This is a genomic window from Pseudonocardia sediminis, from assembly GCF_004217185.1.
GTDB lineage: Bacteria > Actinomycetota > Actinomycetes > Mycobacteriales > Pseudonocardiaceae > Pseudonocardia > Pseudonocardia sediminis.
In genome coordinates this window covers 4,745,514-4,765,574 of sequence record NZ_SHKL01000001.1, presented here as the reverse complement: position 1 = coordinate 4,765,574, position 20,061 = coordinate 4,745,514, and the positions used below count along the sequence as shown (strand labels likewise).

The 20,061-nt window shown below is 72.9% G+C and carries 22 protein-coding genes; 15 read left to right on the top strand and 7 right to left on the bottom strand.

All coding sequences use genetic code 11. From position 1 onward, the window contains the following. Positions 1-97 precede the first annotated feature (97 nt). The 6 genes from ybeY to EV383_RS22265 all read left to right on the top strand — a co-directional run bounded on the left by ybeY (position 98) and on the right by EV383_RS22265 (position 5,667). The gene (ybeY, locus tag EV383_RS22290) at positions 98-643 is read left to right on the top strand and encodes an rRNA maturation RNase YbeY (RefSeq protein WP_130291732.1); all 546 of its coding nucleotides are present in this window, start codon (positions 98-100) and stop codon (positions 641-643) included. Further along, positions 640-2,154, top strand: coding sequence for a hemolysin family protein (locus EV383_RS22285; protein WP_130291731.1), 1,515 nt, complete (start codon positions 640-642; stop codon positions 2,152-2,154). Before ybeY ends, EV383_RS22285 begins: the two co-directional genes overlap by 4 nt. Further along, positions 2,141-3,415: an L-2-hydroxyglutarate oxidase gene (gene lhgO / locus EV383_RS22280; RefSeq protein WP_130291730.1), complete on the top strand. Its 1,275-nt coding sequence runs from the start codon at positions 2,141-2,143 to the stop codon at positions 3,413-3,415. The genes EV383_RS22285 and lhgO overlap by 14 nt, the downstream gene beginning before the upstream one ends. Further along, on the top strand, positions 3,412-4,347 hold the full coding sequence (gene era / locus EV383_RS22275; RefSeq protein WP_130291729.1) for a GTPase Era: 936 nt from the start codon (positions 3,412-3,414) through the stop codon (positions 4,345-4,347). The genes lhgO and era overlap by 4 nt, the downstream gene beginning before the upstream one ends. A gap of 64 nt (positions 4,348-4,411) precedes the next feature. Then, positions 4,412-5,197, top strand: a complete 786-nt coding sequence (gene recO, locus EV383_RS22270; protein ID WP_130291728.1) for a DNA repair protein RecO — start codon at positions 4,412-4,414, stop codon at positions 5,195-5,197. Positions 5,198-5,229: 32 nt separating this feature from the next. After that, positions 5,230-5,667: a hypothetical protein gene (locus tag EV383_RS22265; protein WP_130291727.1), complete on the top strand. Its 438-nt coding sequence runs from the start codon at positions 5,230-5,232 to the stop codon at positions 5,665-5,667. A gap of 9 nt (positions 5,668-5,676) precedes the next feature. On the opposite strand, the gene EV383_RS22260 is transcribed toward EV383_RS22265, so the two are convergent. Beyond that, positions 5,677-6,744, bottom strand: coding sequence for an XRE family transcriptional regulator (locus EV383_RS22260; RefSeq protein ID WP_130291726.1), 1,068 nt, complete (start codon positions 6,742-6,744; stop codon positions 5,677-5,679). A gap of 413 nt (positions 6,745-7,157) precedes the next feature. Here EV383_RS22260 and EV383_RS22255 point away from each other — a divergent pair, with 413 nt between their 5' ends. The 4 genes from EV383_RS22255 to EV383_RS22240 all read left to right on the top strand — a co-directional run bounded on the left by EV383_RS22255 (position 7,158) and on the right by EV383_RS22240 (position 9,955). Then, positions 7,158-7,472, top strand: coding sequence for a hypothetical protein (locus tag EV383_RS22255; RefSeq protein ID WP_130291725.1), 315 nt, complete (start codon positions 7,158-7,160; stop codon positions 7,470-7,472). A 64-nt stretch (positions 7,473-7,536) separates the two neighbouring features. After that, complete coding sequence (locus EV383_RS22250; RefSeq protein WP_130291724.1) at positions 7,537-8,352, top strand: isoprenyl transferase; 816 nt, start codon at positions 7,537-7,539, stop codon at positions 8,350-8,352. Positions 8,353-8,372: 20 nt separating this feature from the next. Then, a complete protein-coding gene (locus EV383_RS22245; protein WP_130294832.1) occupies positions 8,373-8,762 on the top strand; it encodes a hypothetical protein in 390 nt (129 codons plus the stop codon). Beyond that, positions 8,759-9,955, top strand: a complete 1,197-nt coding sequence (locus EV383_RS22240; protein WP_130291723.1) for a multidrug effflux MFS transporter — start codon at positions 8,759-8,761, stop codon at positions 9,953-9,955. The genes EV383_RS22245 and EV383_RS22240 overlap by 4 nt, the downstream gene beginning before the upstream one ends. Before the next feature lie 4 nt (positions 9,956-9,959). Here the strand turns inward: EV383_RS22240 and EV383_RS22235 are convergent, their stop codons facing one another. The 3 genes from EV383_RS22235 to EV383_RS22225 form a co-directional block, all read right to left on the bottom strand. Further along, positions 9,960-10,625 carry a hypothetical protein gene (locus tag EV383_RS22235; protein ID WP_130291722.1) on the bottom strand — a complete coding sequence of 222 codons (666 nt, stop codon included), beginning with the start codon at positions 10,623-10,625 and terminating at the stop codon, positions 9,960-9,962. A 68-nt stretch (positions 10,626-10,693) separates the two neighbouring features. Beyond that, positions 10,694-11,140 (bottom strand): Fur family transcriptional regulator, encoded by a 447-nt coding sequence (locus EV383_RS22230; protein WP_130291721.1) that lies wholly within the window; start codon positions 11,138-11,140, stop codon positions 10,694-10,696. Further along, complete coding sequence (locus tag EV383_RS22225; protein ID WP_130291720.1) at positions 11,137-11,505, bottom strand: ArsR/SmtB family transcription factor; 369 nt, start codon at positions 11,503-11,505, stop codon at positions 11,137-11,139. The genes EV383_RS22230 and EV383_RS22225 overlap by 4 nt, the downstream gene beginning before the upstream one ends. Positions 11,506-11,603: 98 nt before the next feature. Between EV383_RS22225 and EV383_RS22220 the strand changes: the two genes are divergently transcribed. The 3 genes from EV383_RS22220 (at position 11,604) to EV383_RS22210 (ending at position 14,852) form a co-directional block, all read left to right on the top strand. After that, entirely contained in the window at positions 11,604-11,933 is a 330-nt protein-coding gene (locus tag EV383_RS22220; protein WP_130291719.1) for an antibiotic biosynthesis monooxygenase family protein, read from the top strand. Between the two features lie 285 nt (positions 11,934-12,218). Further along, on the top strand, positions 12,219-13,139 hold the full coding sequence (locus EV383_RS22215) for an RNA-binding protein (protein ID WP_130291718.1): 921 nt from the start codon (positions 12,219-12,221) through the stop codon (positions 13,137-13,139). Between the two features lie 306 nt (positions 13,140-13,445). Further along, the gene (locus EV383_RS22210) at positions 13,446-14,852 is read left to right on the top strand and encodes a glycine--tRNA ligase (RefSeq protein ID WP_165438458.1); all 1,407 of its coding nucleotides are present in this window, start codon (positions 13,446-13,448) and stop codon (positions 14,850-14,852) included. A 156-nt stretch (positions 14,853-15,008) separates the two neighbouring features. Here the strand turns inward: EV383_RS22210 and EV383_RS22205 are convergent, their stop codons facing one another. The 3 genes from EV383_RS22205 to EV383_RS22195 form a co-directional block, all read right to left on the bottom strand. Next, complete coding sequence (locus EV383_RS22205; RefSeq protein ID WP_130291717.1) at positions 15,009-15,209, bottom strand: hypothetical protein; 201 nt, start codon at positions 15,207-15,209, stop codon at positions 15,009-15,011. Between the two features lie 266 nt (positions 15,210-15,475). After that, a complete protein-coding gene (locus tag EV383_RS22200) occupies positions 15,476-16,465 on the bottom strand; it encodes a hemolysin family protein (RefSeq protein WP_130291716.1) in 990 nt (329 codons plus the stop codon). Beyond that, a complete protein-coding gene (locus EV383_RS22195; RefSeq protein ID WP_207223622.1) occupies positions 16,462-17,892 on the bottom strand; it encodes a hemolysin family protein in 1,431 nt (476 codons plus the stop codon). The genes EV383_RS22200 and EV383_RS22195 overlap by 4 nt, the downstream gene beginning before the upstream one ends. Positions 17,893-18,225: 333 nt before the next feature. On the opposite strand from EV383_RS22195, the gene EV383_RS22190 reads away from it, so the two are divergent. Both EV383_RS22190 and EV383_RS22185 read left to right on the top strand, forming a co-directional pair. After that, positions 18,226-19,305 carry an XdhC family protein gene (locus EV383_RS22190; protein ID WP_242623244.1) on the top strand — a complete coding sequence of 360 codons (1,080 nt, stop codon included), beginning with the start codon at positions 18,226-18,228 and terminating at the stop codon, positions 19,303-19,305. A gap of 134 nt (positions 19,306-19,439) precedes the next feature. Continuing rightward, positions 19,440-20,057 (top strand): YdcF family protein, encoded by a 618-nt coding sequence (locus tag EV383_RS22185; protein ID WP_130291715.1) that lies wholly within the window; start codon positions 19,440-19,442, stop codon positions 20,055-20,057. Positions 20,058-20,061 lie beyond the last annotated feature (4 nt).

Sequence of the window (20,061 nt, the reverse complement as noted above, 5' to 3'; positions counted from 1 at the left end):
GGGTTCGTGCGGCGACTACGCTGGTGACGGGTCGTGTGTCCGTCCACGGCCCGTGTCCGGTCGTCGACAGCGGAAGTTCCAGGGGTCAGCCACCGTCGTGAGCATCGAGGTCGTCAACGAGTCCGGCGTCACGGTCGACGAGTCGCTGGTCGTCTCCGTCGCCCGTTTCACCCTGGACACCATGCGCGTCAACCCGGCCGCCGAGCTCGCGATCACCGCGGTCGGCCTGGACACCATGACCGAGCTGCACGAGCGGTGGATGGACGAGCCGGGTCCCACCGACGTGATGGCCTTCCCGATGGACTCCCTGGCCGACGACAGCCGCCGCCCGGACGCCCCGGACCTGGGCCCGGCGCTGCTCGGCGACGTCGTGCTGTGCCCGGCGTTCGCGAAGGACCAGGCCCGCAAGGCCGGTCACACCCTCGCCGACGAGCTGCACCTGCTGACCGTGCACGGCGTGCTGCACCTGCTCGGCTACGACCACCTGGAGCCGGCCGACGAGCGCGAGATGTTCGCGCTGCAGGACAAGCTGCTGGCGCAGTGGCGCGACGGCCGCGCCAAGGCGAAGGCGCAGCAGGCCCAGCGCCGCACCGACGACCGGCTGCTCGGCGCGGTCGGGCTCGAGGACGAGCAGCGACCGTGAACACCCTGACGCTGATCGTCATCGCAGTCATTCTGATCCCGCTGGCCGGGGTGTTCGCCGCGGCCGACGCCGCGCTGATGTCGATCTCGCGCGCCCGGGTGGACGCCGTCGTGCGGGCGAAGCGTTCCGGGGCGACGGCGCTGGCCGCCGTCGTCGCGGACCGTCCCCGCCACGTCAACCTGCTCCTGCTGCTGCGCCTGACCATGGAGACGGCGGCGACCGTCCTGCTGGCCTCGGCGCTCGCGCCGGAGTTCTCCTCGCCGTGGATCGGCGTGCTGCTCGCCGGCGTGATCATGGTGATCGTCAGCTACGTCCTGATCGGCGTCGGGCCGCGCACCCTGGGGCGCCAGCACCCGTACCGGATCGGGCTGCTGCTGGCCGGGCCGGTGCGCGCGCTGGGGGTGATCCTCTCGCCGCTGTCGAAGCTGCTGATCCTCATCGGCAACGCGATCACCCCGGGTCCCGGTTTCCGGGAGGGCCCGTTCTCCACCGAGGTCGAGCTGCGCGAGCTGGTCGACATGGCCAGCACCCGCGGCGTCGTCGACGAGGGCGAGCGCCGGATGATCCACTCGGTGTTCGAGCTGGGGGAGACCCCGGTCCGGGAGATCATGGTCCCGCGCCCGGACGTCGTGTGGGCCGAGCGCGACACGCCCGTCGACAAGGTCCTGCGGCTGGCCCTGAAGAGCGGCTACTCCCGGATCCCGGTGCTCGGCGAGAGCATCGACGACGTGATCGGGCTCGCCTACCTCAAGGACCTGGTCCGGGCCCGCGACGAGGCCGAGCGCGAGCAGCGCCCGCGCGCGTCGCTGGTCGAGATCATCCGCCCGGCGACGTTCGTCCCGGACTCCAAGCGCAGCGACGAGCTGATGCGCGAGATGCAGCGTCACCGCAACCACATGGCGATCGTCGTCGACGAGTACGGCGGCACCGCGGGCGTGGTGACGATCGAGGACATCCTCGAGGAGATCGTCGGTGAGATCGCCGACGAGTACGACGTCGAGGAGGTCCCCGACGTCGCCCCGGCCGAGGGCCGCACCCTGCGGGTGGCCGCCCGGCTGCCGGTGGAGGACCTGGAGGAGCTCTTCGCCTCCGAGTACACCGGCACCGCCCGGGAGGCCGAGCTGCGCGAGGCGCTGGAGGCCGCCGACGTCGACACCGTCGGCGGGCTGCTCGCCCAGCGCCTGGGCAAGGTTCCGTTGCCCGGCGCCGAGGCCGAGGTCGCCGGGCTGCACCTGCTCGGCGAGGGCGGCAAGGACGCACGTGGCCGCACCCGCATCACCTCGGTGCTCATCACCCCGATGGACCCCGAGGCCACCGGCACCGACGACGACACGAAGCGCCCGAGCCGCGTCTCCGACCGGCACGACACCGGGGAGCGCCTGCCCGAGACGGCGTCGAACGACGTGGCCTCGGTCGAGCCGGAGGCCCCCGGACCCGCCGTGAACGAACCCGCACCGGCCGGACCCGACGAGGTCCCCGCGCCGCAGGAAGGATCCGATGTCCGGCACTGAACGTCCCGACGCCCGGGGCCCCGCACTGCCCGCCACCCCGCGGTTCGACCTGGTCGTGATCGGCGGCGGGATCGTCGGTCTGGCCACCGCGCACGCCGCCGTCCGCACCGGCCGTTCGGTCGCGGTGATCGAGCGCGAGCCGCGCCTGGCCAACCACCAGACCGGCAACAACTCCAACGTCATCCACTCCGGGCTGTACTACGCCCCGGGCAGCTACAAGGCCCGCCTGGCCGTGGCCGGGTGCGCGGAGACCGTCGCGTTCTGCCGCGAGCACGACCTCCCGCACCGGGTGTCGGGCAAGCTCGTCGTGGCCACCGAGCCCGACGAGCTGCCGCGGATGGCCGAGCTGCAGCGCCGCGGCGACGCCAACGGCGTGGAGAACCACCGCCTCGACCCGGCCGGGATGCGCGAGCACGAGCCGAACGTCCGCGGCCTCGCCGCGCTGTGGGTGCCCTCGACCGGCATCTGCGACTACCGCTCGATCACCGAGAAGATCGGCGAGCTGGTCGAGAAGGGCGGCGGGGAGCTGCACCTGGGCCGCTCGGTCACCGGCATCGCCCGCCGGGTCGACGACGTCGTGGTGCGGACCGACCGCGGTGACGTGCTGGGCACCCAGGTCGTCGTGTGCGGCGGGCTGCGCTGCGACGAGCTCGCGACGATGGCCGGCGCCGACCCCGGCGTGCGGATCATCCCGTTCCGCGGCGAGTACACCGGCTTCTCCGAGCGGGCCGCGTCGCTGGTCAACGGCCTGATCTACCCGGTCCCGGACCCGGCGTTCCCGTTCCTCGGGGTGCACGCCACCCGCGGCGTCGACGGGCACGTGCACGCCGGCCCGAACGCGGTGCTGGCCCTGGCCCGCGAGGGCTACGACTGGCGCACGGTCAAGCCGAAGGAGCTCCTGGGCACGCTCACCTACCCGGGCATGATCAAGGTCGCCCGGAAGCACTGGCGCTACGGCGTCGGCGAGGTGCGGCGGTCGCTGTCGAAGTCGGCGATGGTGCGCCAGATCCAGCGGCTGCTCCCCGACGTCCGCGCCGAGGACCTCAGCCCGGCCGGCGCCGGCGTGCGTGCGCAGGCGGTGAAGGCCGACGGGACGCTCGTCGACGACTTCCTGTTCCTGGACCAGGGCAGCGGCGCGGGGTCCGTGCTGCACGTCCTCAACGCCCCGTCGCCGGCCGCGACCGCGGCGCTGCCGATCGGGCGCGAGATCCTCGAACGCCTCACCGGCGACACGCTCGGGCCCCTGACGAGCGCCGCGTGACCGGCGGGGGTTTCGCGGAGGTCCCCGAGGGCTTCCGGTCCGGGTTCGCCTGCTTCGTGGGACGGCCCAACGCCGGCAAGTCGACGCTGACGAACGCGCTGGTCGGCCAGAAGATCGCGATCACGTCCAGCCGCCCGCAGACCACCCGGCACGCGATCCGCGGCATCGTCCACCGCGACGACGCCCAGGTCGTGCTCGTCGACACCCCGGGCCTGCACAAGCCGCGCACGCTGCTCGGCTCGCGGCTCAACGACCTGGTCCGCACCACCTGGGCCGAGGTCGACGTGATCGGCTTCTGCGTCCCGGCGGACCAGCCGGTCGGGCGCGGTGACGAGTTCATCGTCAACGAGCTGCGCTCGGTCGCACAGCACACCCCGGTGTTCGGGATCGTCACCAAGACCGACCTGGTCGAGCCGCCGGTCGTGGCCGAGCGCCTGACCGAGGTCTCGAAGCTGATGGACTTCACCGAGGTCGTCCCGACGTCGTCGAAGTCGGGGTTCCAGGTCTCGCTGCTGTCGGACCTGCTGGTCGCCCGGCTGCCGGAGGGCCCGCCGCTCTACCCGGACGGCGACCTCACCGACGAGCCGGAGGAGACCCTCGTCGCGGAGCTGATCCGCGAGGCCGCGCTGGAGGGCGTGCGCGACGAGCTCCCGCACTCGATCGCCGTCGTGATCGAGGAGATGAACCAGCGGGAGAACGACAACCCGAAGGCCGCGCCGATGCTGGAGGTGCACGCGAACATCTACGTCGAGCGCTCCAGCCAGAAGGGCATCGTGATCGGCAAGAACGGCGCGCGCCTCAAGCACGTCGGCACCGAGTCGCGCCGCCAGATCGAGGCCCTGCTCGGCACCAAGATCTTCCTCGACCTGCACGTGAAGATCGCCGAGAACTGGCAGCAGGACCCCCGCCAGCTCCGCAAGCTGGGCTTCTGAGGCAGTCTTCCCGTCCCCGTCGTGGCGGCACGGCGGGCGACGGCACGCTGCGTAGGCTGGGGGCATGAGCCTGTACCGCGACACCGGAGTGGTGCTGCGCGTGCAGAAGCTCGGCGAGGCCGACCGGATCGTCACGCTCCTGACGCGGCGCTACGGCAAGGTCCGGGCCGTCGCGAAGGGCGTGCGACGCACCCGTTCCCGCTGGGGTGCACGGCTGGAGCCGTTCAACCACGTCGACGTGCAGTGCTACACCGGCCGCAGCCTGGACGTGATCACCCAGGCGCAGACGCTCGACGCGTTCGCCCCGCAGGTCGTCGCCGACTACGGCGCCTACAGCTGCGGCTGCGCGATCCTGGAGACCGCCGACCGGCTCGTCTCCGAGGAGGGTGAGCCGTCGCTGCGGGTCTACCTGCTCCTGGTCGGGGCGGTTCGGGCGCTGGCCGACCGGACGCGGGACTCCTCTCTGGTCCTCGACGCGTTCCTGCTGCGCGCGATGAGCCACGCCGGCTGGGCGCCGTCGCTGTCGGAGTGCGCCCGTTGTGCCGACCCCGGGCCGCACCGCGCGTTCAACGTCGCCGGCGGCGGGGCGATCTGCCCGCGCTGCCGTCCACCCGGGTCGGTGTACCCGGCGACGGAGACGTTCGGGCTGCTCGACGCGCTGCTGCACGGTGACTGGGACGTCGCGGACGCCGCGGTGCAGTCGGTCCGGCGGGAGGCCAGTGGCCTGGTCGCGGCGCACCTGCAGTGGCACCTGGAACGTCAGCTGCGGTCGCTGCCGCTGGTCGAGCGGCAGATGCGGGAGCAGCCCGTCCCGGACCCGGCTGTGCCCCTCCCGGACGGGGCCGGATAATCATCGGCGACGGATCTGACCGGGAGGCAGACGTGAACGCACGCGACGCTCGACCCGAACACGGTGACCGGCGCCCGGTCGCCGAGACCCAGCGGATCCCCGCCGCCCGCACGGAACGGCTGCCGATCCCGCCGACCGGAACGAGCAGCACCGAGCAGATGAGGTGTTCTCCCCGCCCCGCCGGCTCCGCCGTCGACCAACCCCCGGCCTCGCGCACCGAGAAGCTGCCCGAGACGCGCCCCGACAGCACCACGACGCCGATGCGCCAGGTCCGCCGACTCGCCGAGGACGGCCCGTGGCCGGCCATCCCGATGCTGCCGGTGATCAAGCCCGAGGACGTCCCGCTCTCCGAGGTCGACCGCGTCCGCGAGAACCGGGGTGTCGCGGCCCTGCAGCGCTACCTCGAGTGGGACCAGCGGCGCGGCCCCGACGAGCCGGCCTGGCCGGAACGCGACCACCCCGACGCCTGATCCCCCGGGTCACGCCGAGGGGAACTCGAAGAGCCGGTTGCGCGGGTCGCGCAGATCCGGCGTCGGCACGATGTGGTCGGCGGTCCGCACCCGCATGACCACCCCGAACGTCTCCGCCCCGGCCGCGCGGCGGCGCAGGTAGGCAGCGTTCTCGTCACCGAGGCCGCCGTCGGTCAGGCAGCGCACGGCCCCGTAGACGCCGCGGGTGTACGCGCCGCCGCAGACGGTCAGGGTCCGGGTGCTGAAGTACGGGTTCGACGTCCGGGCGAACAGCCCGAGGTCCTCGACCAGACGCTCCTCGGTGAACCGCGGGCGCAGCTGTGTCCCGGAGCCGTCGAGCAGCTCGAACACCTCGCCGTCGGGACCGCCGAGGCTGAGCTGGCGGACCGGGATGCTGTCCTGGTCGGCGACCAGCCCGGGCCCGCCGGTCTTGGTGGTGTTGCCGAGCAGGATGACGTGGGCCTGCAGGTCCTCGGCGTCGTACTGGTCGGCGCGCACGAACCGTACGTCCGAGGACGGGTTGCGCATCCGCAGGTGCCCGAACAGCTCGAACAGCGAGTCCAGGTCCGCGGTCGCGCCCAGCTCCACGTAGTCGGCGCTGGCGACGTCGGCCGAGGGGGAGCGGCGCTCCGGCTCCAGCACCCCGCAGATCACGCGGATCGGGCCGCCGTCCGGGAACGTCCAGAAGTCCCCGGCGAGCGACTCCTGCTCCTCGGCGCCGCTCGTCGCGGTCTCGTGCAGGGCGTAGAGCTCGCTGTAGAGGGCGGTCCGCAGCGTCGACTCGTCGTCGGTGAGCTCGTCGTCGTTCAGCAGCCGAGCGGTGGTCGCGACCGAGCGGCGGCTGGCGAAGAAGCGCGCGTACATGTCCAGGCGCGGCTCGGGTGGCAGCGTCGGCGCGTCGGTCTTCTCCCACGAGGAGATCGACGACGGGCTGACGTCGAACGCCGTGGCCAGCTCGATCTGGCGCACCAGCCGGTCCGGCCAGTGGCTGCGGCGCAACGCCCGCAGGCGTCCGGCCAGCTGGGACGAGGCGAGCGTGCCCGCATCCCCCGCGGCGATCCATCCCGTGACACTCATCGGCGACCCTCGTTCGACGATTCTTCCGTTCCGGACGAAACCCGCGTGTTCGAGTCTCCGGACGGGCACGGACAACGCTACGCCCCGGGCCACCGATGGTCACTGTGTTTCGCTGAATTTGACTAGAGTCCGCTGAAGTTCGCTGGTGGAGAGCCGGATCTTCAGCTGAATCCGGCTGAAGTCGGTGGTGACGGGCTGGCGCCGCATCGCGCCCGATGAATTCACATCGAATTCGCAAGACAATTCCCATTCGATGGCGACAGGGTGGCGAAAAGAATTCTTGACGGAGTCGTACCTCACCTATTCAATCAATTCATACACGAAATGCAGGGCATGCCCTCCGACGACGGGGTGCCCACCACGCCATCCGGCCGCGCGCCACCCGCCCCGGCCCGATCCCCCTGGAGTGCACCATGAACGGCACCCTCGTCCCGCTCGCCGCCGCCACCGCGACCGGTGACTCCTCCGCCCTGATCGGCGCGATCGCCGTGGTGGCCCTGCTCGTCGCCGGCGCCGCACTCCTGCGCTCGGTCGTGGCCATGGCCGCACTGGCGGCCACCGTCATCGCCGCCATGTTCGCCGGGGTACAGGCCCTGCTCGTGGTCGGCGCGGCCGCCGCGGCGATCGTCGCGCTGGTCTTCCAGGGTCCGGCGGAGACCGCCGGCCCGGCCGACACCTCCACCCCGTCGGTGGCGAGCTTCCTGCTGAACTCCGGGACGGACGACTGAGCGCGCAGCCTGCGGAGCCGCACCTCAGAACTGAGCTCACGGGCCGGGACGTAGGGTTCGATCCGTGCCCTTCCAGCCTCCCGCCCCGCACCCGTCGGGGGCGCGGCCCCCGGCCATCCCGCCGGAGCTGGTGCCCCGTCACGTGGCGCTGGTGATGGACGGCAACGGCCGCTGGGCCAACGCCCGCGGCCTGCCCCGCACGGAGGGCCACAAGCGCGGCGAGGCCTCGCTGATGGACGTCGCCCGCGGATGCATCGACGTCGGCGTCCGGTGGCTGTCGGCCTACGCGTTCTCCACCGAGAACTGGCGCCGCAGCCCCGACGAGGTCCGCTTCCTGATGGGCTTCAACCGCGACGTCATCCGGCGCCGGGTCGACGAGATGCACGAGATGGGCGTCCGGGTCCGCTGGGCCGGGCGCCGTCCGCGTCTGTGGCGGTCGGTGATCAAGGAGCTCGAGGTGGCGGAGGAGAAGACCCGCGCCAACGACGTCCTCACCCTCACCATGTGCGTGAACTACGGCGGCCGCGCGGAGATCGTCGACTCGGTCCGCGAGATCGCGAAGCTCGCGGCGGCCGGGAAGATCAAGCCGGACAAGATCGACGAGCGCACGATCCGCCGCTACCTCGACGAGCCGGACATGCCCGACGTGGACCTGTTCGTGCGCAGCTCCGGTGAGCAGCGGACGTCGAACTTCCTGCTCTGGCAGAGCGCCTACGCCGAGATGGTCTTCCTGGACACGCTGTTCCCGGACTTCGACCGTCGCCACATCTGGCAGGCGATCGAGATCTACGCGCGGCGGGACCGGCGCTTCGGTGGCGCCGTCGACGCGGCGGAGAAGGCGGCCGCGCGGGCCGCCGCCGAGGAAGGAACCGCATCGTGAACGACCCGGCGATCACCGGCATGCTCGACACCGCCCGTTCCGCACTGGAGCGGTTCCACGACGTCGAGGTCGACGACGACGGCGCCCTCACGTTCGCGCACGGCGGCGTGCTCTGCGTCGTGCAGGGCACCGAGCTGGAGGAGGGCCTGCCGGTCCTCAATCTCACCTGCGTCGTGGCCTGGGACCTGCCGTTCTCGTCCGACGTCCCGACCCACGTCGCGATGGGTGTGGGGGAGGGGCTGTTCGGCACCCCGCGGGTGATCCGCGGCGAGCACGGCTGGGACGTCACCCTGCGCTACGCGTTCCCCGCCGTCGGGCTGGACGAGCACCCGATGGGCACGCTGCTGATGCTGGTCGTGGCCAGCGCATCGAGCATGCGGGCGGAGCTGGTCGAGGCCCACCCGGCGTGAGCCCGCCGCCGGAGGGGCCCGCTCGCGTTCCCGTCCGCCGGATCCTCACCCTCGGCGGCCTGACGGCGTTCGGCCCGCTGTCGCTGGACCTGTACCTGCCGGCGCTGCCGCAGCTGACCGGCGCGCTGGACACGACGGAGTCGCTGGGCCAGGCGTCGATGTCGGTCTGCATGATCGGGCTCGCGGTCGGGCAGCTGTTGTTCGGCCCGCTGACCGACCGGCTGGGACGCCGGGTGCCGCTGCTGGTCGGGGTCGGCGTGTACGCGGTGACGGCCGGGCTGTGCGCCCTCGCGCCGTCGATCGAGGTCCTGCTGGTGCTACGGCTGCTCGGCGGGCTGGCCGGCGCCGTCGGCATCGTGACGGCGCGGGCGATCGTCCGCGACCTCTACTCCGGTGCCGAGGCGGCCCGGGTGTTCTCGTTGCTCATGCTCGTCAGCGGTGCGGCGCCGGTGATCGCGCCGGTACTGGGCAGCCAGCTGATGCGGGTCACCGACTGGCGGGGTCTGTTCGTCGCGCTGGCCGCGATCGGGCTCGTACTGTTCGGTGCGGCGCTGACCCAGCCGGAGACCCTGGCCCCGGATGCCCGGCGCGGCGGCGGGCTCGCGGCCACCCGCCGGGCGCTGGGCGGGGTGCTGGCCGACCGCTCGTTCCTCGGCCCGGTGCTCGTGCTGTCGCTGACGACGACCGGCATGTTCGTCTACATCGCGATGGGCAGCTACGTGCTGCAGGGAGGCTACGGGCTGGGCGCGCAGGCCTACGGGATCGTCTTCGCCGTCAACGCGCTCGGGATCGTCGCGGCCGGACGGGTCAACTCGGTGCTGGTGCCGCGGTTCGGTGCGTTGCGGCTGCTGCGCGCCGGGGTCGTGGTGGCGCTCGCCGGCGGGGTCGCACTCGTCGCCGGGGTGCTGCTCGGCGACTCGGTGTGGGCCGCGCTGGGGCCGCTGTTCTTCGTCGTGTCCGCGGTGGGGCTGCTGCTGCCCAACGGCACCGCGCTGGCCCTGGACTCCCAGGGCGCGGTCGCCGGGTCCGCGTCCGGGCTGCTGGGGCTGGCCCAGTTCTCGTTCGGCGCGATCATCCCGCCGCTGGTGTCGATCGGCGGGGTGACCGCGCTGTCGATGGCCGTGACGATCCTGGCCACCGGGGTCGCCGGAGCCCTGGCCGCGGTGCTGCTGCGACCAGGACATCCGGCGTGAGGCCTCAGCCCAGGGAGGGGGGCTCGGTCGGGCTGCCCTCCTCGCTCAGGTGCACCAGCGGCAGCTTCGCGAGCTCCGTCGCCGACATGCCCTGGGCCACGCCCAGCACGTCGTTCTGCGCCTTCGCCATCTTCGCGTCCACCAGAGCGGACAGGCCGTAGGCGACCCGGCCGAGCAGCCGCACCGTCGTCTCGTCGACGATCGGGCGCGGGGTGGACACGATCGCCACACCCTGCGGCGCGCCGTCGTTGGCCTGCGCCACGCCGATCGAGTACGACTCGCGCGGGTTGAGGTGCCGCGAGGCGTAGTGGTCACGCAGCTTCGTGACCATGTCGTGGAAGCCGCTGACGTCACCCTCGAGCTCGAGCGTGGCCAGGTCGTCGGTGGTCAGCGTCTTCGTGCGCCCGCTGAAGCAGCGCACGTAGCCGATCAGTGCGCCCGTCCACAGTGCCTCGACCAGCGCCGGGTCCGCGTCCACCCGCACCGGACCGGAGTCCGGCGTCCCGAGTGCGGTGACCAGGTGCTCGCAGCACCGCAGGACGTACTGCAGGTCCTCGAACACCGATGCCAGCTGGGCCAGCTCACCGGACTCGGGTACATCGATACTGCGGACCGAGGACGGCGCCGGGACCGGGGCCTCCTCGGTCGGGGTTCCTCCGCTGTCGGTCACGTGAAAGCCCGCCTCCTTGCGTATGCCGGCCCGGAGGTTAGCGCCGCTGCGCTGTGATCCCGATCTCGTTATGAGACGTCGCGCTCGGCGGCACAGCGACGGCACAGCCCGAAGATCTCGATCGTGTGGCTGAGCTCGACGAAACCGTGCTCGTCGGCGACCTTCTGCGCCCAGGCCTCGACGGCCTGGCCCTCGATCTCCTCGGCGGCTCCGCAGCGACGGCACACCAGGTGATGGTGGTGGTGCGCGGTGTCGCAGCGCCGGTAGACGGCCTCACCGCTGCCGGTACGCAGCATGTCGACCTCGCCGCCGTCGGCCAGGGTCTGCAGGGTGCGGTAGACCGTCGTCAGGCCGATGCCCTCGCCGACCCGCCGCAGCTCCTCGTGGATCTCCTGCGCGGACCGGAAGTCGTCGAGCCGGTCCAGCAGCGCCGACACCGCGGCGCGCTGCCGGGTCGCCCGCAACCCGCGAGGGCCCGCCGTGCTCTTCTCCACGGTGCTCGCCGGTTCGGTCACGCGTCCTCCTCGACGTGGGCGACGGCGTCGACGACGATGTGCGCGAGGTGGTCGTCGACCAGGGTGTAGAGCACCTCCCGGCCGCGCCGCTCGCCCTCGACGACGCCCGCCGCCTTGAGCACCCGCAGGTGCTGGCTGATCAGCGGCTGGGTCACCCCGAGGGCGTCGACCAGGTCGTGCACGCAACGCGCGTGCTCGAGCAGCTGCAGCACGATGGCGATCCGCACCGGCGCGGCGAGCGCCCGCAGCAGGTCACCCGCGGCGGCCAGGGTGCGCGGGGTGCGCACCGGCCCGGGCGCGGCGATGGGGCGTTCCTCGGGGTGCTCACCCTCCGAGTCGCGCCTGGTGTCCGGTGCGATCGACATCGTCGTTCCAGTCTCCGGGAGCGGCGGCCACGCCCCCGGCGGTTGTCTCGCCGAGCCGGCCGCGCCTCCATCGTAGGCGGGCGGCTATCGTCGCGTCCGTGCTGCTGGTCTGCCGGTTCTCCGTCGCGGCCGGCGAGGCGTCCCGTTTCACCTCCCGGGCGCACCGCGCACTCGACCTCCTGGGCTCCGCGACGGGCTTCCTCGACGGCCGGGTCGGCCGTTCGGTGGACGAGCCGGAGAGCTGGATCCTCACCGTCCGCTTCGCCTCGATCGACGCCTACCGCCGCGCGCTCTCCCCGTTCGAGGTCCGCGAGCACGTGATCCCCCTCCTCTCCGAGGCCGACACGGACGCCCCCAGCACCTACGAGACCCTCCTCTCCACGGAGAACGGCTCCACCACCCGTCACGAATCCCTCCTGGCCGACTGACCCCGCCGGCCCGCGCCACCCGCGGCCCCGCTCACCCGCCCGCCCGGGCCCCGCGCCACTCGCGCACCCGGCCCGTTGCCGCGCACTGCGGCCGTCGACGCGCGGTCCGTGTGGTGCGCGGCCGCCGGTCGAGTGCGCGGCGGCGGGCGGAATACGCGTGGGCGCGGTGCTCGAGAGGGTGGGTTGTCCACGTGGTGGGGGTGGGGCGGCTGTGGGTGGAGGGTTGTCCACAGCCGCTCGGAGCAGGGTGTTGTCGACGACGAGTGTGACGCCGAGCCTCGTGGCATGGACATCATCCCGGCACGGCCGATGTTGCGCGCCGACCTGCGTGCCCAGGGTGTCACCGGCGACGAGATCGACCGTGCGCGGCACGCCGGCCGGCTCACCAGCGTGCGACCGGGCGCCTATCTGCGATCGGACGACGAGCGGCTCGCCGATCCCGAAGCCCGCCACGCCCTCGCGGCCCGAGCTGCGGTGCGCCAGCACGGGGCGGTCGACGGGGCAGCCAGCCACACCTCCGCCGCGGCCCTGCACGGGCTGCCGTTGTGGCGCGTGCCGCTGGTGCGTAGCCACCTGACTCGGCCCGGTGACTCGGGCGGCCGCCGCACGACCTACCTGCATCTGCATCGGGCCGAGCTGGATGCGGACGAGATCGTGCTCGTCGACGGCGTCCGGGTGACCTCCCCGGCCCGCACCGTCGTCGACCTGGCCCGCACCCTTCCGTTCGAGCAGGCGGTCGCGATCGCGGACGCGGCACTGCACCAGAAGATCGTGACCACCGGTGAGCTCGAGCGCGCCGTGGCCCGAGCCGGCGGAGCCCGGGGCCTTCCTGCTGCCCGACGGGTGGTCGCGTTCGCCGACGGTGCCGCCGACGGGCCCGGCGAGTCGATCAGCCGGGTCCGCTTCGCCCGGGCCGGACTGCCCCGCCCCGAGCTACAGCACGTCGTACTCGACGCAGCGGGCCGGTTCATCGCTCAGGTGGACTTCTGGTGGCCGGGACGAGCCGTGGTCGGCGAGTTCGACGGGAAGGTCAAGTACGAACGCCTGCTCAAACCGGGCCAGAACGCCTCCGAGGTCGTCTACCGGGAGAAACGACGTGAGGACGCGGTCCGTGCCACGGGCTCACCGGTGATCCGCTGGGACTGGCGCGACCTCGACGACTTCGCCGACGTCGTCACCCGCCTCGCCGCCCTTCTGACGCCATGACGGACGGACGACGCCACGCCGAGCCGGCCCGACACCCCGGCCGACCCGCACTCCCGCGCACCAGACCTGTGTCCGCGCACCGAACCCGTGTCCGCGCACTCCGTGAGGCGCGCATCCGCAGGCTCGATGCGCGTCGACGTGCTCAGTGCGTCTCGACGTCGGGCGGAGCCGGGGCGCGGGGACGGGGGCGCGCGGATGGGGGCGCGGGCGGGCGGGCGGAAAGTCGCATGCGGGTGGCGGATAGTCTGGAGTGCCCATCCGGTCACCGCGGGTGGGGCCGATCCGCACCGCTTCAGGAGTACCTCCGTGGCCAGCAAGCCGACTTCCTCCACGATCGAGACCATCGTCGCGCTCACCAAGCGCCGGGGGTTCGTCTTCGCCTCGGGGGAGATCTACGGCGGTACCCGCTCCGCCTGGGACTACGGTCCCCTGGGCGTCGAGCTCAAGGACAACATCAAGCGTCAGTGGTGGCGCACGATGGTCACCGGCCGCGAGGACGTCGTGGGCCTGGACTCGTCGGTGATCCTGCCGCGGCAGGTCTGGACGGCGTCGGGTCACGTCGACGTGTTCACCGACCCGCTGGTCGAGTGCACGTCGTGCCACAAGCGCTTCCGGGCCGATCAGCTGGCCGAGGAGTTCGCCGAGCGCAAGGGCCGCGACCCCGAGGCCGCGGACCCGTCGCAGCTCGGCGAGGTGCCCTGCCCGAACTGCGGCACCCGCGGCCAGTACACCGAGCCGCGCGCGTTCTCCGGCCTGATGAAGACCTACCTCGGCCCGGTGGAGTCCGAGGAGGGCATGGCCTACCTGCGTCCGGAGACCGCGCAGGGCATCTTCGTCAACTTCCTCAACGTGCAGACGACCTCGCGCAAGAAGCCGCCGTTCGGCATCGGCCAGATCGGCAAGAGCTTCCGCAACGAGATCACGCCCGGCAACTTCATCTTCCGCACGCGCGAGTTCGAGCAGATGGAGATGGAGTACTTCGTCGAGCCGGGCAGCGACGAGGAGCTGCACCAGTACTGGATCGACGAGCGCACGCGCTGGTACACCGACCTGGGCATCGACCCGGAGAACCTGCGCCAGTACGAGCACCCGAAGGAGAAGCTCTCCCACTACTCGAAGCGCACCGTCGACATCGAGTACCGGTTCGGCTTCACCGGCCAGGAGTGGGGCGAGCTCGAGGGCATCGCCAACCGCACCGACTTCGACCTGACGACGCACTCGAACCACTCGGGCGTCGACCTGGCGTTCTACGACCAGGCCAACGACACGCGCTACAAGCCGTACGTGATCGAGCCGGCGGCCGGTGTCGGCCGGTCGATGATGGCGTTCCTGATCGAGGCCTACACCGAGGACGAGGCGCCGAACGCGAAGGGCGGCGTGGACAAGCGCGTCGTGCTCAAGCTCGACCGGCGCCTCGCCCCGGTCAAGGCCGCGGTGCTGCCGCTGAGCCGCAACTCCGACCTGTCGCCGAAGGCCCGCGACCTGGCCGCGACGCTGCGCAAGCACTGGAACATCGACTTCGACGACGCCGGCGCGATCGGGCGCCGCTACCGTCGTCAGGACGAGATCGGCACGCCGTTCTGCCTGACCGTCGACTTCGACACGCTCACCGACCAGGCCGTGACGGTCCGCGAGCGCGACAGCATGGCGCAGGAGCGCGTCGCCCTGGACCAGGTCGAGAGTTACCTCGCGGCACGCCTGATCGGCTCCTGAGCGGACGGCCCGGGCGGAGCGTCGACCGGCCGGGCTGCGGGGGAGCCGACCGCTGCGCCGCGCGGCGCGGGGTTCGGCAGGGTCGCTCCGGGGAACCGCTCGCCAACTCTCGGAGTCGGCGAGCGACTTCTCCGAGCGCCACCTCGGAGGGCGGCGTCAGGACCCGTAGGCCAGCAGCCGCACACCCAGCTCGCGCTCGGTGGCGCGCACGTCCTCGAGCTGCTCGGGCGTGAGCGTGGCGTAGGGCGACTCGGGCTCGTAGGCGACCAGCGGGCCGCCGAGACGTGCCTCCAGGTCGCGGATGCGGGACAGGGCCGACTCGTCCAGCTCGGCCGGACGCAGGGACGGGGCGCTCATGGTGACCTCCGTGGGTACTGGCGTGAGGCGAGCCAGAGTAGAACCGATCGGCAGGTCACGGCGCGTCGGAGCTCCGTCCCGACCCCCGATCGGGCGGGCCTCGTCGCCGACCGGCCCCGCGGCCTCGACCGGCGGTCGACGCGACCCGAGCGCTCCGGGCGGCTCCCGCGCGGCGTCGGCACGGCGTCGGCGCGACGGGGTGCCGGACGCACCGGGGCCCGGCCTGTGCGGCCGGGCCCCGGGACGATCCTGGACGAACGGTCCGGTCAGACCCCCGCCGGGAGCAGGCGGTCGACCAGGTCGGCGAGCGTGACCAGGCCGAGCTGCTGCCCGTCGGACTCGACCAGCGCGATGTGGCTGCGCCGTTCGCGCATCGCGGTCACCGCGGCGTAGGCCGGGGTGTCCGCGGGCAGGGTCAGGACCGGGCGCATGAGGTCGCGCGCGGTCGTCTCCGGCGGGCGGGTCAGGGTGTCGCGGACGTGCACGAACCCGACCGGCTTGCCGCCGTCGCGCACGATCAGGCGCAGGTGACCGGTCTCCCGGGCGACCCCGCGGATGCGCTCCACGACGTCGTCGGCGGCCACCCCACTGGGCTCGTGCATGAGCTCGCGCAGTGGCGTGCGCTCGAGCTCCAGGGCGGTGACGAGCTGGTCGCGCCGCTCCGGGTCGAGGTCACCGGTGCGCGCCGAGTGGTCGACGAGCTGGCGCAGATCGTCCGGGGTGCGCCCGGACGCCATCTCGTCCACCGGCTCGACGCCGACGGCGCGCAGGCAGCGGTTCGCGATCCCGTTCAGCGAGACCAGGATCGGCCGCGTCAGGACCATGAACCCGCGCATCGGCAGCGCCAGCAGCGTGGCCGACTTCTCCGGGTGCGAGATGGCCCAGGACTTCGGGGCCATCTCGCCGACGACCAGGTGCACGAACGTCACGACGATCAGCGAGAGCACGAACGAGAGCACCCCGGCGACCGTCGATCCCATGCCCCAGCCCTCGAACACCGGCGACAGCGCGGCGTCGACGGCGGGCTTGGCGACGGCACCGAGGCCGAGCGTGCACAGCGTGATGCCCAGCTGCGATCCGGCGAGCAGGAGCGAGAGGTCCTTCGCGCTGCGCAGCGCGGCACGGGCGGACGCGCTGTTCGGCGCGGCCTCCTCGAGCCGGTACTTCCGCGCGGCGACGAGGGCGAACTCCACGGCCACGAAGAACGCGCTCAGCGCGACCAGGCCGATGGACACGACGATCTCGACGGTACTCATGCCCGGGCCTCCTTCTCGTCGCTGCCGCCGGTGGTCGAGACGGGTTCGGCCCAGTCGAGCCGCACCGTCCCCGGAACCCGCCGGTCGATCTCCTGCACCGTGATCCGCAGCGTGCGGTCCGGCTCGTCCTCCTCGCCCGCGTCGGCCGGGACGGTCACCTCGACGGTGTCGCCGACCTCGGCCATCTTCTGCAGCTGCGCGATCACCAGGCCGCCGACGGTCTGGTACTCGCCCTCGGGCAGCTCGGCACCGATCAGGCGGCCGACCTCGTCGACGTGCCGGTCGCCGGGGACGACCCAGCCGCCGTCGGACTGCCGGGCCTGGTCCGAGCCCTCGGCGTCGTGCTCGTCGGTGATCTCGCCGACCAGCTCCTCGGCCACGTCCTCGACGGTGATCACGCCGGCCAGGCCGCCGTACTCGTCGAGCACGCAGGCCAGCTCCTCGCCGGCCTCGGTGAGCCGGTCGAGCACCGCGGGCAGCGGCAGCGACGACGGCACCAGCACGGCCTCGCGCATCAGCTCCGAGACCAGCAGCGAGCCCGGGGCACGACCACCGAGGTCGCGGTCCTCCAGCGCGAGCACGTCGCGCAGGCAGACGACGCCGACCAGGTCGTAGCCCGAGTCGCCGTCCTCGTCCGAGTCGGGCGCCGGGCCGAGCACCGGGTAGCGGGAGTGCTGCGAGGCCATCTTCGTGACCAGGGTGTCGACGGTGTCGTCGGCACGCACCCAGGACACCCGCGGCCGTGGGATCATCGCCGCGCGCGCCGTGCGGTCGGTGAAGTCCAGCACCCGGTCGAGCAGCGTCGACAGCTCGGGGCGCAGGTCACCGGAGTCCCGGGAGTCGTCGATGATCGCCTCCAGGTCGCGCGGCGTCGCCGAGTGCTCGACGTCGTGCACCGGCTCGATGCGCAGCGCCTTGAGCAGCAGGTTCGATGCGGCGTCGAAGATCCTGATCAGCCAGCCGAAGACCGAGAGGTAGATCCCGGTGGACAACGCCAGGCGCCGGGCGACCGGCTCCGGGCGGGCGATCGCGAGGTTCTTCGGGAACAGCTCGCCGAACACCATCTGCACGACGGTCGACAGCAGCAGCGCCAGCACGGTGCCGACCGCGATCCCGACGGCGGTGGGCACGCCCACGCCGCCGAGCAGGGTGCCGATGCCGTCACCGATCAGCGGCTCGGCCACGTACCCGACCAGCAGGCCGGTCACGGTGATGCCGAGCTGGGCGCCGGAGAGCATGAACGACGTGCGGTGGGTGATGCCGAGTGCGCGTTCGGCGCCGGCGTCACCTTCGGCCGCACGGGACTTGAGGCGGGCCCGGTCGACGGCCATGTAGCCGAATTCCTGGGCGACGAAGTAGCCGGTCAGTGCCGTGATCGCGACGACCACGACGATGCCGAGCAGGATGCCGAGCACGGTGGTGATCACGGGCGGCTCACCGCCGGCGTCTCAGCGGAGGGATGGTGCGGGGGAGAAGTGACACGCCGCCGGTGAAAGGCGGCGCCGGTACTGTCGGAAGGGTCCATGACTCCTGGCTCGTGGGCGGTTCCGGCGGATACACGATGAACGTGTGCCCGGATCGTACGGTTCCCGAGGGTCGTGGGTGGTTCCCGCGAGGGTGATCTCGGCGCCATCCGACGACCCCGGCGCGACCGGCGGACGTCCGGCGCGCCGCCGTTCGGGCGCAGCGCATCGGCCGGTCGGTGGGAGCCGTTCGCGGGGGCCGTCGTCCTGTCGGTGGTGATCGCTACCCTGGCGAACGTGACCACCCCCACCGCCCCGTCCGGGCCCGGCGCGACGCCGGGATCCGGCAGCGACCCCCGACGCGAGCTCGGCGCGGACCTGCGCCGATGGGCCGCCGGAGGTGACGGCGCCGTCGGGGCCGTCGGCATCGGTGTCGTGCGGGTGCTGGAACGGCACGGCTTCGGCTCGGTCGAGTCCGGCCAGCTGCTGGCCGGGACGTCCGGTGGGGACGTCAGCGGCCTGCTCTACCGGGGTGCGCTCGACGACACCGCACGCCCGCTCGTCACCTCCGTCGCCGGCGGCACGGCGCGCGTCGAGCAGGCGCACGTCGCCGAGACCCCGGCCGTCGCCGCCGGTCTGGCCTGCGCCGGCGGCGCGACCCTGCTGGGTCACACGCTGCCCGCCGACGCCGCGTCCGCCCTCGGCGAGGCGCTGGAGGCGGCCCGGCCGGTGGCCCTGCTCGCGACCGTCGACGGTGCGCACGCCCTGGTGCTGACCGGCCCGGAACTCGACGACGTCCACGGCTCGCTGGGCGACGCGACGACCCAGGACGAGGCCGTGACGGCGGCGCGCGGCCTGCTGCGCCGCGGCGCGACCGCCACCGAGCAGGTCACCGCGGCCGGCACGGACGTACTGGTGGACCTGTGGGTCCCGGTGCCGTCGGTGGTCGTGGTCGGTGAGGGCGCGCTCGGCGAGGCGCTGCACGGCCAGGCCCGGCTGCTGGGCTGGACCTCGCGGACCGTCACCGGCCTGGACGAGGCGCGCGCCGCGGTGCAGGCGTTCACCGACGCCGACGTCGTCGTGCTGCTCGACCACGACCCCGCGTTCGACGCGATGCTGCTCGACGGGCTGCGCCACGGACGCGGGTTCCTCGGCGCGCTCGGGTCGCGGCGCACCCAGTCCGCCCGCCGCGAGCGCCTGCTCGCCGCCGGTGTCACCGAGAGCGGGCTCGAGCAGATCCACGGCCCGGTCGGGCTGGACCTGGGCGCACGTACTCCGGCGGAGACGGCCGTGTCGATCGTCGCGCAGGTGATCGCCCTGCGGGCCGGTCGCTCCGCGTCGGCGCTGGCCGCCTCCGGCGGGCGGATCGGCGGATGAGTGCTCCCACCTCTCGTCGCCGTCCGTCGCCCGGCCGGGACACCCCGACCGAACCACTCGCCACACGCCGCCGTTCGGACCGCCGCCGGTCCGATCGCACGCCGCCGGCCGGTCCGGCCGTGCGGATGAACCGGATGAGCTGGCCCGCCCGGATCGTGATCGGCGCGGTGCTGATGGCCGTCGCCGTCGTCGGGACGACGGCGCTGCGGGTCTGGCAGGTCGCCCGGATCGACGACCAGCAGCCCGTCGACGCCGTCGTGGTGCTCGGGGCGGCGCAGTACAACGGCGAGCCCAGCTCGGTGCTGGCCGCGCGGCTGCGGCACGCCGCCCAGCTCTTCGACGACGGCGTGGCGCCGCGGATCGTCACCGTCGGCGGCAGCCAGAGCGGCGACCAGTTCACCGAGGCCGAGGCCAGCCGCAACTACCTGATCGGCCGCGGCGTCCCGGCGAGCTCGGTGATCGCGGTCAACGAGGGCGCCGACACCCTGCGCAGCGTGCAGGCCGTCGCGGCGAAGGCCTCCGAGCAGGGCTGGGAGTCCGCGCTGCTGGTCTCCGACCCCTGGCACAGCCTGCGGGCACGGACGATGGCACGTGACGCCGGCCTGGACGCGTGGACGTCGCCGACCCGCAGCGGGCCCATGGTGCAGACGCGCGAGGCGCAGTTCCGCTACATCTACCGGGAGACCGGGGCGCTGCTGTTCTACGAGCTGACCCACGCCCCGGTCGACACCGCGACCAGCGGTCTGGGCTGAGCGT